This is a genomic window from Pinisolibacter sp. DMC19 (assembly GCF_056313985.1).
Window position 1 is genome coordinate 112,806 of record NZ_JBQUZF010000004.1, and the last position, 16,200, is coordinate 129,005.

General features: G+C 72.2%; 14 protein-coding genes. 6 read left to right on the forward strand and 8 right to left on the reverse strand.

The window, feature by feature from the left end; translation table 11 throughout:
• Window positions 1-34: 34 nt before the first annotated feature.
• Genes bcsN through bcsA form a run of 5 tightly spaced genes read right to left on the reverse strand, consistent with a single transcriptional unit; the run spans window position 35 to window position 8,770 of the window.
• The gene (gene bcsN / locus ACT53U_RS11680; RefSeq protein ID WP_476155267.1) at window positions 35-925 is read right to left on the reverse strand and encodes a cellulose biosynthesis protein BcsN; all 891 of its coding nucleotides are present in this window, start codon (window positions 923-925) and stop codon (window positions 35-37) included.
• Between the two features lies 1 nt (window position 926).
• A complete protein-coding gene (locus tag ACT53U_RS11685; RefSeq protein ID WP_476155269.1) occupies window positions 927-2,954 on the reverse strand; it encodes a hypothetical protein in 2,028 nt (675 codons plus the stop codon).
• Window positions 2,945-4,138 (reverse strand): family 8 glycosyl hydrolase, encoded by a 1,194-nt coding sequence (locus ACT53U_RS11690; protein ID WP_476155271.1) that lies wholly within the window; start codon window positions 4,136-4,138, stop codon window positions 2,945-2,947. Before ACT53U_RS11690 ends, ACT53U_RS11685 begins: the two co-directional genes overlap by 10 nt.
• Entirely contained in the window at window positions 4,135-6,513 is a 2,379-nt protein-coding gene (locus ACT53U_RS11695) for a cellulose biosynthesis cyclic di-GMP-binding regulatory protein BcsB (protein WP_476155273.1), read from the reverse strand. The genes ACT53U_RS11690 and ACT53U_RS11695 overlap by 4 nt, the downstream gene beginning before the upstream one ends.
• Before the next feature lie 22 nt (window positions 6,514-6,535).
• Complete coding sequence (bcsA, locus tag ACT53U_RS11700; protein ID WP_476155275.1) at window positions 6,536-8,770, reverse strand: UDP-forming cellulose synthase catalytic subunit; 2,235 nt, start codon at window positions 8,768-8,770, stop codon at window positions 6,536-6,538.
• Between the two features lie 510 nt (window positions 8,771-9,280).
• On the opposite strand from bcsA, the gene ykgO reads away from it, so the two are divergent.
• The 4 genes from ykgO to ACT53U_RS11720 all read left to right on the forward strand — a co-directional run bounded on the left by ykgO (window position 9,281) and on the right by ACT53U_RS11720 (window position 11,480).
• Window positions 9,281-9,406 (forward strand): type B 50S ribosomal protein L36, encoded by a 126-nt coding sequence (gene ykgO / locus ACT53U_RS11705; protein ID WP_333825316.1) that lies wholly within the window; start codon window positions 9,281-9,283, stop codon window positions 9,404-9,406.
• An 80-nt stretch (window positions 9,407-9,486) separates the two neighbouring features.
• The gene (locus tag ACT53U_RS11710) at window positions 9,487-10,125 is read left to right on the forward strand and encodes a tetratricopeptide repeat protein (RefSeq protein WP_476155277.1); all 639 of its coding nucleotides are present in this window, start codon (window positions 9,487-9,489) and stop codon (window positions 10,123-10,125) included.
• Window positions 10,126-10,149: 24 nt separating this feature from the next.
• On the forward strand, window positions 10,150-10,539 hold the full coding sequence (locus ACT53U_RS11715) for a YbaN family protein (RefSeq protein ID WP_476155279.1): 390 nt from the start codon (window positions 10,150-10,152) through the stop codon (window positions 10,537-10,539).
• Entirely contained in the window at window positions 10,536-11,480 is a 945-nt protein-coding gene (locus ACT53U_RS11720; protein WP_476155281.1) for an alpha/beta fold hydrolase, read from the forward strand. Before ACT53U_RS11715 ends, ACT53U_RS11720 begins: the two co-directional genes overlap by 4 nt.
• A gap of 214 nt (window positions 11,481-11,694) precedes the next feature.
• Here the strand turns inward: ACT53U_RS11720 and pyk are convergent, their stop codons facing one another.
• The 3 genes from pyk to ACT53U_RS11735 all read right to left on the reverse strand — a co-directional run bounded on the left by pyk (window position 11,695) and on the right by ACT53U_RS11735 (window position 14,803).
• Window positions 11,695-13,131 carry a pyruvate kinase gene (gene pyk / locus ACT53U_RS11725; RefSeq protein WP_476155283.1) on the reverse strand — a complete coding sequence of 479 codons (1,437 nt, stop codon included), beginning with the start codon at window positions 13,129-13,131 and terminating at the stop codon, window positions 11,695-11,697.
• Between the two features lie 101 nt (window positions 13,132-13,232).
• Entirely contained in the window at window positions 13,233-13,733 is a 501-nt protein-coding gene (locus tag ACT53U_RS11730; RefSeq protein WP_476155285.1) for a DUF1036 domain-containing protein, read from the reverse strand.
• Window positions 13,734-13,885: 152 nt separating this feature from the next.
• The gene (locus tag ACT53U_RS11735; RefSeq protein WP_476155287.1) at window positions 13,886-14,803 is read right to left on the reverse strand and encodes a DMT family transporter; all 918 of its coding nucleotides are present in this window, start codon (window positions 14,801-14,803) and stop codon (window positions 13,886-13,888) included.
• Between the two features lie 124 nt (window positions 14,804-14,927).
• Between ACT53U_RS11735 and ACT53U_RS11740 the strand changes: the two genes are divergently transcribed.
• Both ACT53U_RS11740 and ACT53U_RS11745 read left to right on the forward strand, forming a co-directional pair.
• Window positions 14,928-15,770, forward strand: coding sequence for an N-formylglutamate amidohydrolase (locus ACT53U_RS11740; protein WP_476155289.1), 843 nt, complete (start codon window positions 14,928-14,930; stop codon window positions 15,768-15,770).
• A 130-nt stretch (window positions 15,771-15,900) separates the two neighbouring features.
• On the forward strand, window positions 15,901-16,164 hold the full coding sequence (locus ACT53U_RS11745; RefSeq protein WP_476138310.1) for a DUF2312 domain-containing protein: 264 nt from the start codon (window positions 15,901-15,903) through the stop codon (window positions 16,162-16,164).
• Window positions 16,165-16,200: the final 36 nt, after the last annotated feature.

The following is a 16,200-nucleotide window of genomic DNA, read 5'->3' on the forward strand; positions in this document are numbered from 1 at the left end:
GCCCCTCCTCGTCACCTTCCCGACCGCGTGTCCCTCAGCCGCCCGAGCTGGGCAGCGGGATCGGAGCCGCGATCGTCGCGGCGGTGGTCTGCGCCGGCGCCGCGGCCGGGCGCGTGGTGGTCTTCGCGACGACCGGGGGCTTCGCTGCGGCGCGCACGGGTTCGACGGCCCGGGCCGCCACCGCCGGCTTCGGCGCGGCCACGGCTGCGGGCGCGACGGCCGGCGTGGCCGAAGCGTATCCGGCCGCGGCGAGCGCGTCGCCGCCGCTGCCGGCGACCGGCCGGGTGGCGACGTCGGCGCCGAGATCGGAGCGGATGCGCAGGCCTTCGGCGAGTGCGATCAGGCGTGTCTCGTCGAGACCGCGGCGGCAGAGCCGCACCCGGACCGAGAGATCCGATTTGGTCGAGGAAGCGATCGAAAGGCCGAGCACTGCGGTCGTGCCGGAGCGCCCGCGCGCCTCCGCCGTCGACCAGGCATAGAGACAGCCGCGACCGTCGGCGCTGCGGCCGGTGGCGACGCCGACCGGGCCCGAGGGCGTGGTGACGACGCGCGACGACACCGTCATGGCGACGCCGGGCAACGCCTCGGCCATCTCGGCCTCGATCGTCTCGACCTCGAGCCGCGGCCGCGCGGCGGCGAAGCGGCGTTCGCGCGCCTCGACCTCGATGCGGTCGTCGCCGCGGGCGGCGGCATCGCCCATCAGCGTGATGGTCTGGTTGACGGTGCCCTCGGCCCGTCGTTCGACGACGGAGACGACGTTGCCGGCTTCCGGCGGCAGCGCCGCCATGGCGCGTTCGGGCCCGACGGCGACGCCGAGGCCGGCGGTGGTGCCGGTGGCGTCGGCGGTCATCGGGCTCGAGGCGCAGCCGGCGAGGGCGAACGGCGCCAGCATGGCGGCGAGGAGGGCGGGGCGGACCATCGTCATGTCAGATTCTCCCGCCGCGCACCGGGCTCGAGGCGGCGGCCAGACCGGCGCGGCTCTCGGAGGTGGACAGCTGTCGGTCGAGCAGGGTGAAGACCTCGAAGGCTTCGGACCGCAGCCCGAGGTGATAGAGCGACCAGCCGCGCATCGCCATCAGGTCGCGCGGCTCGTCGGCGTGGGCGCGGCGGCGGTTCAGCGTGTCGATCGTGGCGCGGTAGTCGCCGCGGTCGAAGAGCGCGATCGCCTGCTGCGCCAGCACGATGCGGCCGATCTCGTCGCGCCTCTCTCGGGCGAGGCCGCCGGAGGCGGCGACGCGGGCGGCATCGTCGGTGCGGCCGGAACGCAGGGCGGCGAGCGCCTGACCATAGGCGGCCTCCTGCATCACGGTGGCGTCGCCGGTACGGCGGGCGGCGTCGAAGGCGGCGGCGGCTTCTTCCGCACGCTTCATGTCCATCAGGCACCAGCCGGCGGCGAGCGCCTCGGCGGCGCTTCCCGAACGGCCGAGAACCCGATCGGCGACCAGCGCCGGGCAGGCGCGCTTCGGTGCCGTCGGGGCGGCGGCGACGCGGGTCGCCGGTGCGGCCTTGCGCGGTTCGTCGAAGACGACGCGGGCCATGTCGGGGAAGCGGCCGCGATAGTCGGCGTCGAGCCGGCGGAAGGCGTCGCGGTTCTTCAGCGCGGCGAGGGCGAGGAGGTGACCCTCGGCCGACTTTGCCGACGGGCGCCAGGCCATCGCCTTGGCGAACCAGGCGCTCGCGGCCTCGTATTGGCGGGCGCCGTGGGCGTACCAGCCGAGCGCCTGGGCGGCGTCGCCGGATTCGAGCTTCTCCGTCACCGCGGCGATGCGGGCGAGGCGGGGGGCGGGGATCGTCCCGGCGTTCGGCCGCACGAGGTCGGCGGCCGCGAGATCGAGGAAGAGCGCGGCGGCCTCGGCGTCGTCGGTCGCGCCCTCGAGCAGGGCGACGGCCTCGGCGTGACGGCCGGAGCCCTCGCGCACCAGCGCCGCGCCGATCGCCGCCTTGGCGCCGCCGCCGCGCTTGGCGGCTAGATCGAACCAGCGCTGCGCCGGGGCGGCGGCCTTGCGGCGATGCTCGACCCAACCGAGCAGCAGGGCGTCGTCGGCCGAGCCGGCGTCGGTCTCGGCGACGCGGACGACGCGATCGAAGGCGTCCTTCGGCACCGGCTTGCCGGCGTCGGCGCGCAGCCAGTCGGAGAGGGTGGCGCGGGCGACGTCGACGCGTAGCGGTTCGAACTCGCCCTTGCCGTCGGGGCCGACGCGTTCCTCGGCGAAGAGCGGACCTGCGGCCTCGGCGCCCATGGCGGCGAGCGCCTTGCGCACGGTGCCGGCGCGTTCGTCGGGTGTCTTGGCGCCGGCGAGCGCCATGCGATAGAGCTCGAGCGCGCGCGGGCGGGCATCGGTCCTGGCGGCGGCTTCGGCGACGCGCCAGACCACTTCGAGATCGTCGGCGGCGACCAGCATCGGGTCGCGCTCGGCCATCTTCTGGACCTTGGTCCAGTCGGCGGAATCCGAGGCCTTGAGGAGTTCGAGGCGCTGCTCCTTGCGGTGCAGCTTGTCGAGCATGTCCTGCGACGGGCGCCAGCCGGGCTGACGGGCGGCGCGGCGTTCGATCTCGAGCTTCAGCTCGGCGACCTGATCCTTGCCGTAGAGATCCCACAGGCCCTGCTCGTCGGCGGCCGGGCGATAGAGATCGGCCGGCGGCTCCCAGCCGGGATAGAGGGCGCGCAGGCGCCGGATCTCGGCATCGACGCGGGCGGTGGCGTGCTGGGCGGCGTAGTAGCGCAGGGCGCTCTCGTCGACGCGGGCGCCGGCGGCGGGCTTGGGGTCGGCCGGCGGCGCGGCGAAGGCGCGGTCGGCCTCGTCGCGGGTCATCTTGCCGACGTCGAGCGTCGCCTGGGTCCAGCCGGCGCGCTCGCCGGGACGGGCCGGCTCCGCGGCGGCGACGGGCCAGGCGACCGAAGCGGCTAGGACGAGGGCGAGCGTGCGGGGCAGACGGCGGGTTCTCACCAGCATGTCGGGTGCCTCATGTTGACGGCGACCAGCGCGAGGGCGCGCAGCGTCGCGGGGTAGTAGTGGTCGACCTCGGCGGTGCGCAGCGCGTCGGGGAAGCGCGTGCCCTCGAGGCCGCAGGCGACCAGCGCGGCGATCGCGCGGTAGCCGGGATCGGCGAAGGGTTCGAGGTCGCGGCCGGTCTCGAGATCGACGACGGCGAGCTTCGGCTTCGCGGAGCCCTCGGCCGACCAGCGCGCCATGAAGGGGGCGAGGCCCTCGCGCTTCTCGCCGGCGGTCATGGCGAGGTAGAGCGGCACGCGCAGCGCGTTGTAGCCGAAGGTGGCCGGGAAGCCCTCGGCGGTGGCGACGCCGTCGCCGGCGAGCGACACCCATTCGGACGGCAGGCCGGTCCTGCCGTTGCGGGTGGCGGCGAGGAGGCTGCGGCCGGCCTCGGCGAGGCGCGGCCAGTCGCGGTCGGGGACGGCGCGGGCGAAGTCGGCGAGCGCCGGGAAGACCCAGTAGGACGGGTTCACCACCGGTCCGTCGCGGCGGTCCTTGGCGCGAAAACCGTCGACGGCGGGCAGCATCACCGGGCCGAGGCGGGTCGAGACCACGGTCTCGTCCCACACGGCGCGGGCGATCTTCCGGCCGGCGGTGGCGTAGGCCGCCTCGCTCCAGGCGTCGCCGGCGACGATCAGCGCCCAGGCGATCAGCACGTCGCCGTCGGTGGCGTTGTTGGGATCGCGGACGTTGGGGGCGGGGCCGGGCTGCCACTTCCACGAGGCGAGGCCGTCGCGGCGGACGAAGAGATTGGCGCGGGTCCAGGTCCAGATGCGGCGGAAGGCGTCGCGATCGTCGGCGGCGAGCGCCAGGATCAGGCCGTAGCCCTGGCTCTCGGAATGGGAGATGCCGCCGTTGACGTCGTCGACGACGCGGCCTTCCGCCGTGACGAAGCGGGCGGCATAGGCCTTCCACAGACCGGGCACCGGCAGTGCGCCGCGCAGGGTCGCATCGGGGGCGGCGGTCGCGGCCTCGGCGGGGGCGATCTCGGCGCGGCCGAGGAGAAGGCCGGCGGCGACGGCCGCCACGACGAGCACGGCGCCGAGCCCGCCGAAGACGGCGCGGCGGCCCGGCCGCCGGGGGGCGGTCGTGGGGGCGACGGGAGCCGGTTCGGCGGCGGGCGGCGTGGCGGTGACGACGATCACGACCGGCCCCCCAGATGCGGCAGCATGCGCGAGGTGGCGAAGCCGAGCAGGACGGTCGCCGCGAGCACGTAGAGGGCGAAGACGATCGGGTGATCACCGACCCAGCCGGCGGCGACGAGGCGCAGGTTGGCGGGCGACCAGCCGGCGGTCATGAAATAGGCGCGCGGCTTGGCCGATCCGGTCTCGAGCTTCTCGTCGACCTTGTCCCAGGCGGCGACGTCGCCGCTCATCTCGTTCCAGCGGCCGGCCGCGGTGACGGCCTCGGCGCCGTCGGCGAGCGCGGCGGCGGTGGCGGCGGTGGTCAGCGTCCAGACGCCGCCACCGGCCGAGAGCGCCTGAGCGACGAGGATGCCGGTGGTCGGGCGCGGCGAGAAGGGTGCGGCGGCCGGGGCGTCGGCGAAGAGCGGGCCGAAGGCGCGGGCGACACGGCCTTCGACGGCGCGGCCGAAGGCGGCCGGCGACCACGGGTTCTCCATGGAACGGCGCCACTGGTCGACGAGATCGCCGCTCTTGCCACCGGTCGCCGGACGGAACTGCACCGAGCCGGTGGTGATCATGTCGTATTCCTCGTCGAGTGCGGCGAGGCGCAGCATCTCGGCGCGGGCGGCGACCGGATCGTCGAGCGACGACACGCGGTCGGTTGCCGGGCGCTTCGACCAGGCGTCGCGCACGGCGACGGGCTCGATGCCGACGACGCCGGCGATCGTCGCCGGCAGATCGGAAAAGGCGCCGATCACCCAGGCCGAGGGGACGTCGGCGGGCGGATTGCGGAAGGCGATCTCGGGCACCTGAACGCGGCCGGCGGTCACCGCCATGCGGGTCGTCAGCGTGGCGAAGGCCGACATGGCGAGGCGGTCGGGGCGCGGCATCCACACGGCCGGGCGCACCTTCTCGTCGAGCGTGGCGAAGACGCCGGCGCCGGTGGCGTCGAGGTCGGGCAGACGGGCGGAGCGGGCGAAGGCGGGGAAGGCGATCGAGCCGGTGTCGACGAAGAGGAAGCGCTTGGGCGCGTCGATCTGGGCGGTCGGATCGCAGGCGCCGTCGTCGGCGGCCGGCACCGCGGCCTCGATCTCGATCCGGTTGCGGCCGGGGCGGAAGGCCGACAGCGGGATCTCGACGCGGCGATCGGCGAAGGTCTCGCCGGAGCGGGCCGAGAGCGGCGCGCCGGCGACCTGACGGCCGTTGACCCGCAGCGTCAGCCGGCTGTCGCGGTCGAGGCCGGGGGCATAGCCGCCGGCGAGGCGGATCGCCGCCTTGGCGTAGTCGGCGGCGTAGAAGTCGCCGGGCAGGCGGACGTCGACCGAGGTGCGGAACAGGCGGCCGCCGAACTCGGTCGAGCTCGCCCCCAGTTCGGCGAAGCTCACGGTCTCGCCGCCGGAGACGGCGATGCCGCCGAGGGCGGTGCGGGCACGACGGCCGGGCTCGCTGCCTTCGGGGTGGGCGGCGGTGTCCTCGAGATCGGCGATCAGCCGATCGAGGGCGTCCGGATCGTCCGGCAGGGCGAGGGTCAGGCGGGTCGGATCGGCGTCGTCGAGCAGGGCGACGACGTCGGGGGCGACGCTGTCGAGGCCGGCGACGCCGTCGCGCGCCTTGGCGCCGATCAGGATGTCGGCGCCCGGTCCCTTGGCGGGGGCGCGGACGATCGCTACGACCGGATCGAGGAAGCCGCCGGCGAGCGCCAGCGCCTGGGCGAAGCGGGTGGCGCGGGCGAGGCGGGCGGGGTCGGGATCCTGCGCCATGACGAGGCGCAGCCGCACGCGGCCGGTCTCGTCGGGCGCGATGTCGGCGATGTCGGCGAGGCTGCGGCGCTCGGGCTGGAAGCCGTCGGCGAAGACCAGACCGGAGCGGGCGCGGTCGATCTCGGTCCACAGTTCGTATGTCGAGGCGGCGGTGCATTCGACGCGGTGGCGCTGCTCGGCCTCGACGCGCAGGGCGTTCCAGCCGGCCTTCAGGCTGCCCTCGGGCAGGGTCACCTCGACCGTCTTGGGCGAACCGTTGGTGGCGATCGGGAAGCTCGCGACCCGGCGGTCGTCGACGAAGACGGCGAGATGCGAGGCCTCTGGCATCACCGAGACGGCGGCGACGTGGGTCAGCCGCAGGCGCGGCCGGGCGGCGGCCTCGGCCGGGGTCAGGAACACCGGCCAGGCGATGCGGTCGATCTCGCCGGTGAGCTTGGACGGCCGGCCGACCGAGGGCAGGCGGCGCAGCACGCCGGTCTCCGTGGCGACGGTCGCGACGGCGTCGTCGGGCGACGGCGCCGGGGAAACCGGGGTCGGGGCGGCGGCGAAGGCGGCCGTGCCGGCGAGGAGGCCGGCGAGGACGAGGCCTGCGAGGGCCGACGTCCGGCGGGCGAGGGGGGGGCGGCGATCCGTCATGGCGATGTCCTCGTGCGACGCGTCAGGCGAATCGCGTGGTTTCGGCCGGGACCGCAACGGTGACGGGGGCGAGATCGCCGTCCTCGATCGCGTCGCGCGGGCGGGCGGGGCGGGCGTCGGTGGCGGCGAGCCGCAGGGCGCGGCCGGTCTGGGAGACGCCCCAGGCGATGAACTGCAGCGAGCCGGCGAAGAGGCTGCGACCGGAGCGGCGGCGTTCGCGGAACTGGTCGAGCACGGCGGCCTGGCCGTACATCAGATCGGCGACGGCGACGTAGCCGGCGCTGGTCAGCTGGTCGAAGGCCATGCCGATGAACTGGCCGTGGTCGTCGGAGGCGACGCGGCGGATGACGACGCGGATCGGCGTCGGGCGGCCGCCGGCGCGGTCGGGCACCAGCAGGGTGGCGAGCGCCCCGGTCATGCGCGGGCCGGCGAGGGTGGCGCCGAGCGGACGCAGGCGGACGCCGCCGGTCGAGATGTCCTCGATCACCACCGAGACCGAATCGTTGCCGACCATCAGTTCGGCGCGACGGGTGACGTCGAGGCGCTGGGCACGGCGGCGCTCCGGCTTCTCGGCGACGACGCCGAGGGCGACGCCGGCGATCACCAGATTGAAGGTGTTCCACAGGCCGACGACCAGCATCAGGTCGTTGACCTCCGGTTCGGCTATCACCCGCTGGAAGGCGACGATCGAGGCGAGCGCCAGCACGCCGAAGATGGCGAAGTAGCGCGGCGCCAGCTCGCTCAGATGGGCGGTGTCGGAGGTCAGGCCCTTGGCGGTGACGTTGAAGGTCGGCTTGCGCGGATTGCGGATGACGGAGACGATGGCGCCGACCAGATAGGGCATCTGGACGTATTCGTAGAGCTCGCTGATCCAGGGCCAGCGCACGCGGCCGTAGAGATAGTTCTGCATCAGCATGTTCACGATCATGTAGGTGACCGTGTAGGCGACGAACTCGGAGAAGTTCGCGACATAGAGCTTCACGCCGAAGAAGATGTAGAGCAGCGGCGCGACGATGAAGGCGAGGCGCGGCAGCGGGAACAGCCAGAACAGTGCGCTCGAGGCATAGGCGATGCGCTGGGCCACCGACAGGCCGCGCTTCATCAGCGGGTTCTTGAGCAGCAGGATCTGGATCATGCCACGGCACCAGCGCGAGCGCTGACCCATGAAGGTGGCGAGCGTCTCGGGCTGCAGGCCGGCGATCATCGGCTTGTCGACGAAGCGCGAGTGCCAGCCGCGCGCATGCAGGTCGAGCGCGGTCTCGCAGTCCTCGGTGATGGTGACGCCGGAGAAGCCGCCGGCCTCCTCCACCGCGGCGCGGCGCAGCACCGCGGCAGAGCCGCAGAAGAAGGCGGCGTCCCAACGATCGAGGCCGCGCTGGATCACCGAATAGAACATCTCGTTCTCGGACGGCATGCGCGCCCAGGTCGAGAGGTTCTTCTCGATCGGGTCGGGGTTCAGGAAGAAGTGCGGCGTCTGGACGAGGAACAGGCGCGGGTCGTCGACGAAATGGCCGACCGTTTCGCGCAGGAACTCGTGGGTCGGCGCGTGGTCGGCGTCGAAGACCGCGATCAGGTCGCCGTCGGTATGGGCCAGCGCGGCATTCATATTGCCGGCCTTGGCGTGCTCGTTCTTCTCGCGGGTCAGGTAGCGGGCGCCGAGGCGTTCGGCGAGCTCGCGCATCTCGACATGGCGGCGCTCGGCCTCGGCCGCCGCGACCGGATCGGCCTGGTTGCGCTTCTGCACCGTGCCGCCGTCGTCGAGCAGCCAGACGCGCAGCTTCTCCGCCGGCCAGTCCATGGTGGTGGCGGCGGCCAGCGTCGCGGCGACCAGTTCGGCCGATTCGTTGTAGGAGGGGACATAGACGTCGACGGTCGGGCACTGGTCGTCGGTCAGACGGCGGGCGGGGGCGCGGCGGATCGGCTGGGCGACGACGAAGAGGCTGACGAAGAGCATGCCGACGCAGAACATCTCGGCCGCCCACAGCGTCACACCGAAGCCGAAACCGACCGGATCGGAGAGCGACGGCAGGGTCTCGGTGGTGCGCCACCAGACGTAGCGCAGCACCACCAGCGTGCCGAGCGCCAGATAGATCTGGCGGCGGGCCGGGGTCGGCGTCAGCCGGCGCACGATCACCATCGCGGCGACGATGGCGATGCCGCAGATCGCCTGGGTTTCCACGCCCACCGGAGCGGTGGCCGCGGCGGCGACGGCGAGCGTCGCGATGATCCAGACGAGGAGAGTGCTGACCGGCGGCATATGTATGTCCACGAGTGGTTATCTGCTTCCACCTGGTCTACAGGTGAATTGACGCACCGGCAGTCGGCAAAATTTACCGTCGAATTTTAAGGAAAATTTTCAGTAAATCGTCATGGTTTACGAAAGGTTGACTTCACTCGTCGTCGATCGATGGCCTCTCGTTGGCCAGAAATTGCGCGTTCGACCTTCGAAGTACGGCGCGTTACGGGCGCGGGTGTGCCGTCGCCGGGTCGGAAGCGGACGCAGCGACGATCGGGACGTGCCGTGGCGGCGCGCAGCGGCGCGAACCGCGGGAAGGTGGTCGAAAACGGCGGTTCGGCGGCCTTCGGACGATTGACAGGCGGCGGTCGCGTCCCTATGGTCCGGCCCGAATTCGAGGCAGGCGCGGGCGACCGCGCTGCCCGTCCATGTTCCTCGTCGGCGACGAGGGGGCCTCGCGGGGCTTCCGACGCCGACGTCCGGAGCGGGGGTCAGGCCCGCCGTCCCGGATCAACCGATCGGTACCAGACGATGAAGATCAAGAACTCGCTCAAGTCGCTTCGGACCCGCCACCGGGACAACCGTCTGGTCCGCCGCAAGGGCCGCGTCTACATCATCAACAAGACCAACCCGCGCTTCAAGGCCCGCCAGGGCTGATGCTCGGGAACGGCGGCGCTCGCGCGCCCCGGTCCATGGATGATCTCGACGAGCCGCACGAAGGGGAGCAAACTCCCTTCATGCGGCTCGCTTCGTTTCGTCTCCATGGCCGGGGGCTCTCGCGCCCCCGATTCGGTCTCGCCCTCCTCGTCGTTCCGGCGATCGTCCTCGCCTGCGGCCCGGCCGTCCTGCCCGCGCGGGCGGCCGGAGAGCCGCCGCCTGCCGAGACGCGCGGCCGGCCCGGGGTGATCGACGACCTCCTCGCCCGCCTCGCCGCGAGCGACAGCGACGTCGAGGCGGCGCGGATCCGGGCGCGGCTCGCGGCGATGTGGCTGGTCTCCGGCAGCGCCGGGGTCGATCTCCTGATGCAGCGGGCCCTCGTGCTCCAGGGCGCCGGCGACACGCGCGCGGCGCTCGCCGTGCTCGAGGCGGCCATCCGGCTCGAGCCGAAATGGGCCGGCGCGCGCAAGCTGCGCGGCACCATTCAGCTGAAGCGCGGCGACCACGCCGCGGCGCGGGCCGACTTCACCCGCGCGCTGGCGCTGGAGGAACGCGACTTCGCCGTGCTCGACATGCTCGGACTGATCGAGATGAAGGACGGCCGGGCGCGCGAGGCGCTGGTTCTGCTGCGCCGCGCCCATGCGCTCGATCCGCGCGACGAGGAGCGTGCCGGCGTGATCGAGCGGCTGACCGTCGAGGTCGACGGGCAGGAGCTCTGAGGTGGCGCCCGCCGGAGTTCGCCGATGATCACGCGTTGGTTCTGGCTCGCCTTCGGTTGCCTCGCACTCGCCCTGGCGGTCGCCGGTGCGATCCTGCCGCTCCTGCCGACCACACCCTTCCTGCTGCTCGCCGCCTGGGCCTTCGCGCGCTCCTCGCCGCGGCTCGAGGCGTGGCTGCTCGATCATGCGCACTTCGGACCGGTGATCGCCGACTGGCGCCGCGAGGGGGCGGTGTCGCGGCGGGTGAAGCGGACGGCCGTCCTGGTCATGGCGGCCACGCTTCTCGGGGGCTGGCTCGTCGGCCTCTCGCTGGTGATCCTCGGCGTCCAGTTCGTCGTATTCGCGGTGGTCGCGACGTTTCTCGTCGGTCGACCGGAGCCGCGGGCGGCACGTCCGGAGGGACGAAGCGAATGATGGTGACGGCAATGGCGGCGGGCGTCGCGGCGCTGGCTCTGGGACGGGTGGCGACGGCGGGCCTCGATCGACGCGTCGAACGGCGGGCGGCGCCGGTCGGGCGCTTCGTGACGGTCGGCGAGCGGTCGATCCATGTCGTCGACCGGCCGGGGACGCGCGACCTCACGCCGATCGTCTTTCTGCACGGCGCCAGCGGCAACCTGCGCGATCCACTGATCGCCTTCGGCGACGCCTTTCCCGAACGCCGCCGCGTCTTCCTCGACCGGCCCGGTCACGGCTGGTCGGAGCGGGCGGGCGCGGCCGATGCGACGCCGACGGCGCAGGCGGCGATCGTCGCCGGCGTGCTCGACGCGCTCGGCATCGACCGGGCGGTGGTCGTCGGCCATTCCTGGGGCGCGGCGGTGGCGACGGCCTTCGCGGTCGACCATGCGGAGCGCACCGCGGGTCTCGTCTGTCTCGCGCCCGCGACCCATCCCTGGCCGGGCGGTGTCGACGTCTGGCACGGGCTGGTGACCCGGCCGGTGATCGGCCCGGCGATCGCCACCTATGTCATCCCGCTCGCCGGGCGGGCTCTGTTCGATCGCATGCTGGCTTCGGTCTTCGCGCCCTGTCCGGTGCCGTCCGACCTGCGCGAGGCCGCCGGGTTCGACATGGTGCTGCGGCCGGCGGAGTTCGTCGCCAACTCGCAGGACATGATCGCGCTGAAGCCGGATCTCGAGCGCCGCGCGCACCGCTACGGCGAGATCGCCGCGCCGACGCTGATCGTCCAGGGCGACGGCGACACGGTGGTGTGGCCGTCGATCCATGCCGAGGCGCTGGAGCGGCAGATCGCGAATGCGCGGCTGGTCACCCTCGGCGGCGTCGGCCACATGCCGCACCACGGCGCGCGGGCCGAGACGATCGACGCGATCGAGGATCTGCTGGCGCGGGTCGACGGGTGAGTTTGATAGCAGGGCGTTCCGGTCCTGCGGCTCCGTTCGGCTTCACCCTGAGGTGCGAGCGCAAGCGAGCCTCGAAGGGCGAAGCCTCGACGGGCAGTGCCTCTCAGCCCTTCGCACTTCGAGGCCCGGCTGCGCCGGGCACCTCAGTATGAAGGGCCTCTGCACAGAGCCGAAAGGATCGAACTCGGTGCGGTCGATGTGAGACGCGGTGCGCTCAGAGCGCGCCGGAACCGTCCGCGCCGACGAAGGCGATGCGCAGCATGTTGGTCGAGCCCGGGGTGCCGAAGGGCACGCCGCCGACCACGATGACGCGCTGGCCCGGGCGCGCCCAGCCTTCGGCATGGGCGATGCGGCAGGCGCGGTCGACCATGTCGTCGACGTCGCGGGCGTCCTGGGCGACGACGCAGTGGACGCCCCACACCAGCGCCAGACGCCGTGCCATCGCCGGCGAGGCGGTCAGCGCGACGATCGGCGTGAAGGGCCGTTCGCGGGCGGCGCGCAGGCCGGTCGAGCCCGACTGGGTCAGGCAGACGATGGCGGAGACCGACAGGGTCTCGCCGATCTGGCGGGCGGCGGCGGTGATGGCGTCGGCGCCGGTCGCCTCGGTCTCGGGACGCTGGGCGGCGACGATGCCCTTCCAGGTCGGATCGGCCTCGGTCGCCTCGGCGATGGCGTTCATCATCGTCACGGTCTCGACCGGATACTTGCCGGCGGCGCTCTCGGCCGAGAGCATGATGGCGTCGGAGCTCTCGTAGACGGCGATGGCGACGTCGGAGACCTCGGCGCGGGTCGGCACCGGCGAGGAGATCATGCTCTCCAGCATCTGCGTGGCGACGACCACCGGCTTGCCGGCCTTGCGGCAGGCGCGGCTGATCTGCTTCTGCAGGCTCGGCACGCGCTCGAGCGGCATCTCGACGCCGAGATCGCCGCGCGCCACCATGACGGCGTCGGAGAGTTCGATGATCTCGGCGAGGCGATCGATCGCCTGCGGCTTCTCGATCTTGGCCATGATGCCGGCGCGGCCGCGGGCGATGCGGCGGACCTCGGCGAGGTCGTCGGGGCGCTGGACGAAGGAGAGGGCGACCCAGTCGACGTTTTCGGCCAAGGCCGCGTCGAGGTCGTCGCGGTCCTTCGGCGTCAGCGCGCCGATCGGCAGGTCGGTGTCGGGCAGCGACACGCCCTTGCGGTCGGATACGCGGCCGGCGACGATCACTTCGCAGACGAGCGTATGGCCCTGCTTCTCGACGCAGCGCAGCTTGACCTTGCCGTCGTCGATCAGGAGGTGATGACCGGGTTCGACCGCCTCGAGGATCTCGGGATGGGGCAGGTTGACGCGCGTGGCGTCGCCGGGCGCGGGATCGGCATCGAGACGGAAGAGGGCGCCGGGGGCGAGCTCGACCGGACCGGCGGCGAAGGCGCCGAGCCTGAGCTTCGGTCCCTGGAGATCGGCGAGAATGCCGATCGGTCGGCCGACACGCGCCTCGATGCCGCGAATGGTCGCGACCAGCTCGGCGAGCTTGGCGTGATTCGTGTGGCTCATGTTGATGCGGAACACATCCGCACCGGCCAGGAACAGCTTCTCGATGGTCGCAGCATCGGAGGAGGCCGGCCCGAGGGTGGCCAGAATCTTCACTCGCCGGTCGCGTTTCATGGGGGTCCCCTGATCGTCTTTTGAAACGTTCATAGACCCTGACGCAGCGTCTGCACAGGCGCAAAATCAGTGAATGGTGCAAATTCTTTCAGGAAGCAGGTTCATTGCATCCCGGCCGAGGAGCGGCCCGGTTCGGTGAGCTGGACCGTCCAGGTCCGCTGTTCGCCGGTGTCGATCTCGAAGAAGCCGGTGCGCTCGAAGCCACGCTTCAGGCAATCGTCGATGCCCTTGATCGTGAACGTTCTTTCCTGCGTGCACATGAAGGAGCGGCCGCTCCACTCGCCGCCGTGGTCGTAGTCGACGGCGTAGAGATAGTAGTAGCGCGAGACCAGCGGACCGGCGAGCAGCGTCTCGCAGGAGTTGGCGGCGACGTTCCACCACCCTTCGGTCTTCCAGGACTCTTCGTCCTTGTAGCCGACGGCGACGCCGATGCGGCTGGTCGTCTTGTTGCAGATGCGCAGGTCGGCGTGGGCGGGGGCGGCGTAGACGATCGCCGGCAGGCCGAAGGCGAGCGCGGCCAGGACGGCACGACGAAGGCCGCGGGCAAAAGCCGTCGGGGCTCGGCGTGTCTCGGCTCTGAGGGCGTCCTGGCGCTTCTGCATGTCGCAACGTGGATCGTCGATGTCGGCGCGAGTGTCAATGGCCGAAGGGCGAGATGTCAACCGTGGCAAGGTGTTCCGGCCACGCCCGCGGGCACCTCGGGGCTGCGGGCGCGCGTCGGACACGCCATTTCGGCACCTCGACGGTGTCGGGATCAAGGCGCGGCCGGCCCCTCTTCGGCGTGGGCGCCGCGCGGGCGGGCGACCCAGATGCCGGCGAGGATCGCCAGACCGCCGACGATCTGCCAGAAGCCCAGCGTCTCGCCGAAGAAGATCCAGCCGAACAGCGCGCCGGCCAGAGCCTCCAAGAAGATCACCAAGGACGAAAAGGCGGCAGAGAGATGGCCGAGCGCCCAGGCGAGCAGGCCCTGGCCGCCGACGTGGCTGATCGTGGCCATGGCGACGAGCGCCACGGCGCCGCCGAGCGTCGCCGGCACCCACGAGTTCTCGGCGACGCCTGCGATCACCGCGAGGCCGGCGGTGGTGATCACCGTCGAGCGCGCCAGCACCACGGCCGCCGGCGCGGTGCGGCGGGCAACGCGGATGGCGAGGAAGTAGAGGCCGAAGCCGAGCGAGGTGCCGATGCCGTAGAGATCGCCGAGGAGGCGTTCGGGCGCGAGCTGCCAGCTCGAGCCGACCAGCGCCACGGCGCCGGAGACGCAGAGCGCGAGGCCGGCCACCATGGGCCGGGTCACTCGTTCGCCGATGACCAGCGAGAACAGCATCACCCAGACCGGGGCCATGCAGGCGAGCAGCGTGGCGTTGGCGATGGTGGTGTTGAAGATCGAGAGGTGCCAGAAGAAGAGGTCGAGCACGAAGAACAGGCCGGCGAGCACGTCGGCCCGGCTCCAGCGCTTCGGCACCGCCACCTTCGCCCGCTTCACCTCGATCGCCGCCAGCACCCACAGCAGCGGCAGGGCGAGGAAGACGCGGTAGAAGGCCGAGGTGAAGGGACCGACGCCCGCGTAGCGCACGAAGACCGGCGAGATGCCCATGGCGAAGGCCGCGATCACCAGCGCGACGAGGGCGACGGCGACGAACGAGCGCGGCTCGGGCGAACGGCTGGCGGGCATCGGGCCTCGTCTGAGTGGTGCGGCTCGAGGGCGCCGACGCGTTCTTCGCGGCGGACGGTTCTGTCGGAAGCGAACATGAACTAACCTCTCCTATTCGATCGTTCGAGGAAGGTCCACGCCGCGCATGCATGCCGCCCCTCCGTTTTCTCTCGCCGTGCCGCTCCGCGACGAGGACGCCTACGAGATCGTGCCCGGCGATGCCGAGGCCGGCCTCGTCATCGTCGCCGATCATGCCTCCAACCGCGTGCCCGAGGATCTCGCCGACCTCGGCCTCGCCGAGGCGCAGTTCCATCGCCACATCGCCTTCGACATCGGCGTCGAGCCGTTGGCGCGCGAGCTGGCGGCGCGGCTCGGCGCGCCGGCGGTGATCTCGCGCTTCTCGCGGCTGGTGATCGATCCCAACCGCGGCGACGACGATCCCACCCTGGTGATGCGGCTCTCCGACGGGGCGGTGGTTCCGGGCAATGCGAAGCTCGACGCGGTCGGGCGGGAGGCGCGGATCGAACGGTTCTGGCGGCCCTACGACCGGGCGATCGCGGCGACGATCGATGCCGTCTTTGCCGGCGGACGGGCGCCGGTGATCTTCTCGTTGCATTCCTTCACGCCGGTGTGGCGCGGAAGGCCGCGGCCCTGGCACTGCGGCGTGCTGTGGGACGCCGATCCGCGGCTGCCGACGTTCCTGCTCGACCGGCTGGCGGCCGATCCGGCGCTGGTGGTCGGCGACAACGAGCCCTACGACGGCGCACTCGAGGGCGACACGATGTATCGCCACGGCACGCGGCGCGGCCTCGCCCACGCCATCCTCGAGATCCGCCAGGATCTCATCGCCGACGAGGCCGGCCGGGCGGCCTGGGCGGATCGGCTGGTGCCGATCCTCGAGGAGGCGCGGCGACGCGCCGACTTCGCCGAGCCGCGGCTGCACGGCTCGCGCACCGGTCCGATCCGTGACGCCGAGCGGGGCGCGTGAACGAAAAGGGCCGGGGGAAGGCGCGGTCGAGACGCTTGACCGACAGGCCCGATTGGGGCTTCATCCGCGGCCACGAGATCCCCCGGTCGCGCGCCGTTTCGCCCGACCGCAGCCATTCCAGGAGACCGACATGTCCGATGCAGCCGGCGTCGCCGCCGATCAGCTCAAGTCCTTCGTCGAACGCATCGAGCGCCTCGAGGAAGAGAAGCAGACCATCGCCGACGACATCAAGGACGTCTATGCCGAGGCCAAGGGCAACGGTTTCGACGTCAAGATCCTCCGCCAGGTGATTCGCATCCGCAAGCAGGACAAGTCCGAGCGCGAAGAGATGGAAGCGATCCTCGAGCTCTACATGCAGGCGCTCGGCATGGGCTACGGCCGCGTCGAGAGCTGATCGCTCCGACCGACCATATGAACGACGACGGCGCCC

Coding starts and splice junctions, on each gene's coding strand:
- bcsN (WP_476155267.1), bottom strand. CDS start 925: ATGACGATGGTCCGCCCCGCCCTCCTCGCCGCCATGCTGGCGCCGTTC.
- ACT53U_RS11715 (WP_476155279.1), top strand. CDS start 10,150: ATGATCACGCGTTGGTTCTGGCTCGCCTTCGGTTGCCTCGCACTCGCC.
- ACT53U_RS11735 (WP_476155287.1), bottom strand. CDS start 14,803: ATGCCCGCCAGCCGTTCGCCCGAGCCGCGCTCGTTCGTCGCCGTCGCC.
- ACT53U_RS11720 (WP_476155281.1), top strand. CDS start 10,536: ATGATGGTGACGGCAATGGCGGCGGGCGTCGCGGCGCTGGCTCTGGGA.
- ACT53U_RS11695 (WP_476155273.1), bottom strand. CDS start 6,513: ATGACGGATCGCCGCCCCCCCCTCGCCCGCCGGACGTCGGCCCTCGCA.
- ACT53U_RS11710 (WP_476155277.1), top strand. CDS start 9,487: ATGCGGCTCGCTTCGTTTCGTCTCCATGGCCGGGGGCTCTCGCGCCCC.
- ACT53U_RS11745 (WP_476138310.1), top strand. CDS start 15,901: ATGTCCGATGCAGCCGGCGTCGCCGCCGATCAGCTCAAGTCCTTCGTC.
- bcsA (WP_476155275.1), bottom strand. CDS start 8,770: ATGCCGCCGGTCAGCACTCTCCTCGTCTGGATCATCGCGACGCTCGCC.
- pyk (WP_476155283.1), bottom strand. CDS start 13,131: ATGAAACGCGACCGGCGAGTGAAGATTCTGGCCACCCTCGGGCCGGCC.
- ACT53U_RS11740 (WP_476155289.1), top strand. CDS start 14,928: ATGCATGCCGCCCCTCCGTTTTCTCTCGCCGTGCCGCTCCGCGACGAG.
- ACT53U_RS11685 (WP_476155269.1), bottom strand. CDS start 2,954: ATGCTGGTGAGAACCCGCCGTCTGCCCCGCACGCTCGCCCTCGTCCTA.
- ykgO (WP_333825316.1), top strand. CDS start 9,281: ATGAAGATCAAGAACTCGCTCAAGTCGCTTCGGACCCGCCACCGGGAC.
- ACT53U_RS11730 (WP_476155285.1), bottom strand. CDS start 13,733: ATGCAGAAGCGCCAGGACGCCCTCAGAGCCGAGACACGCCGAGCCCCG.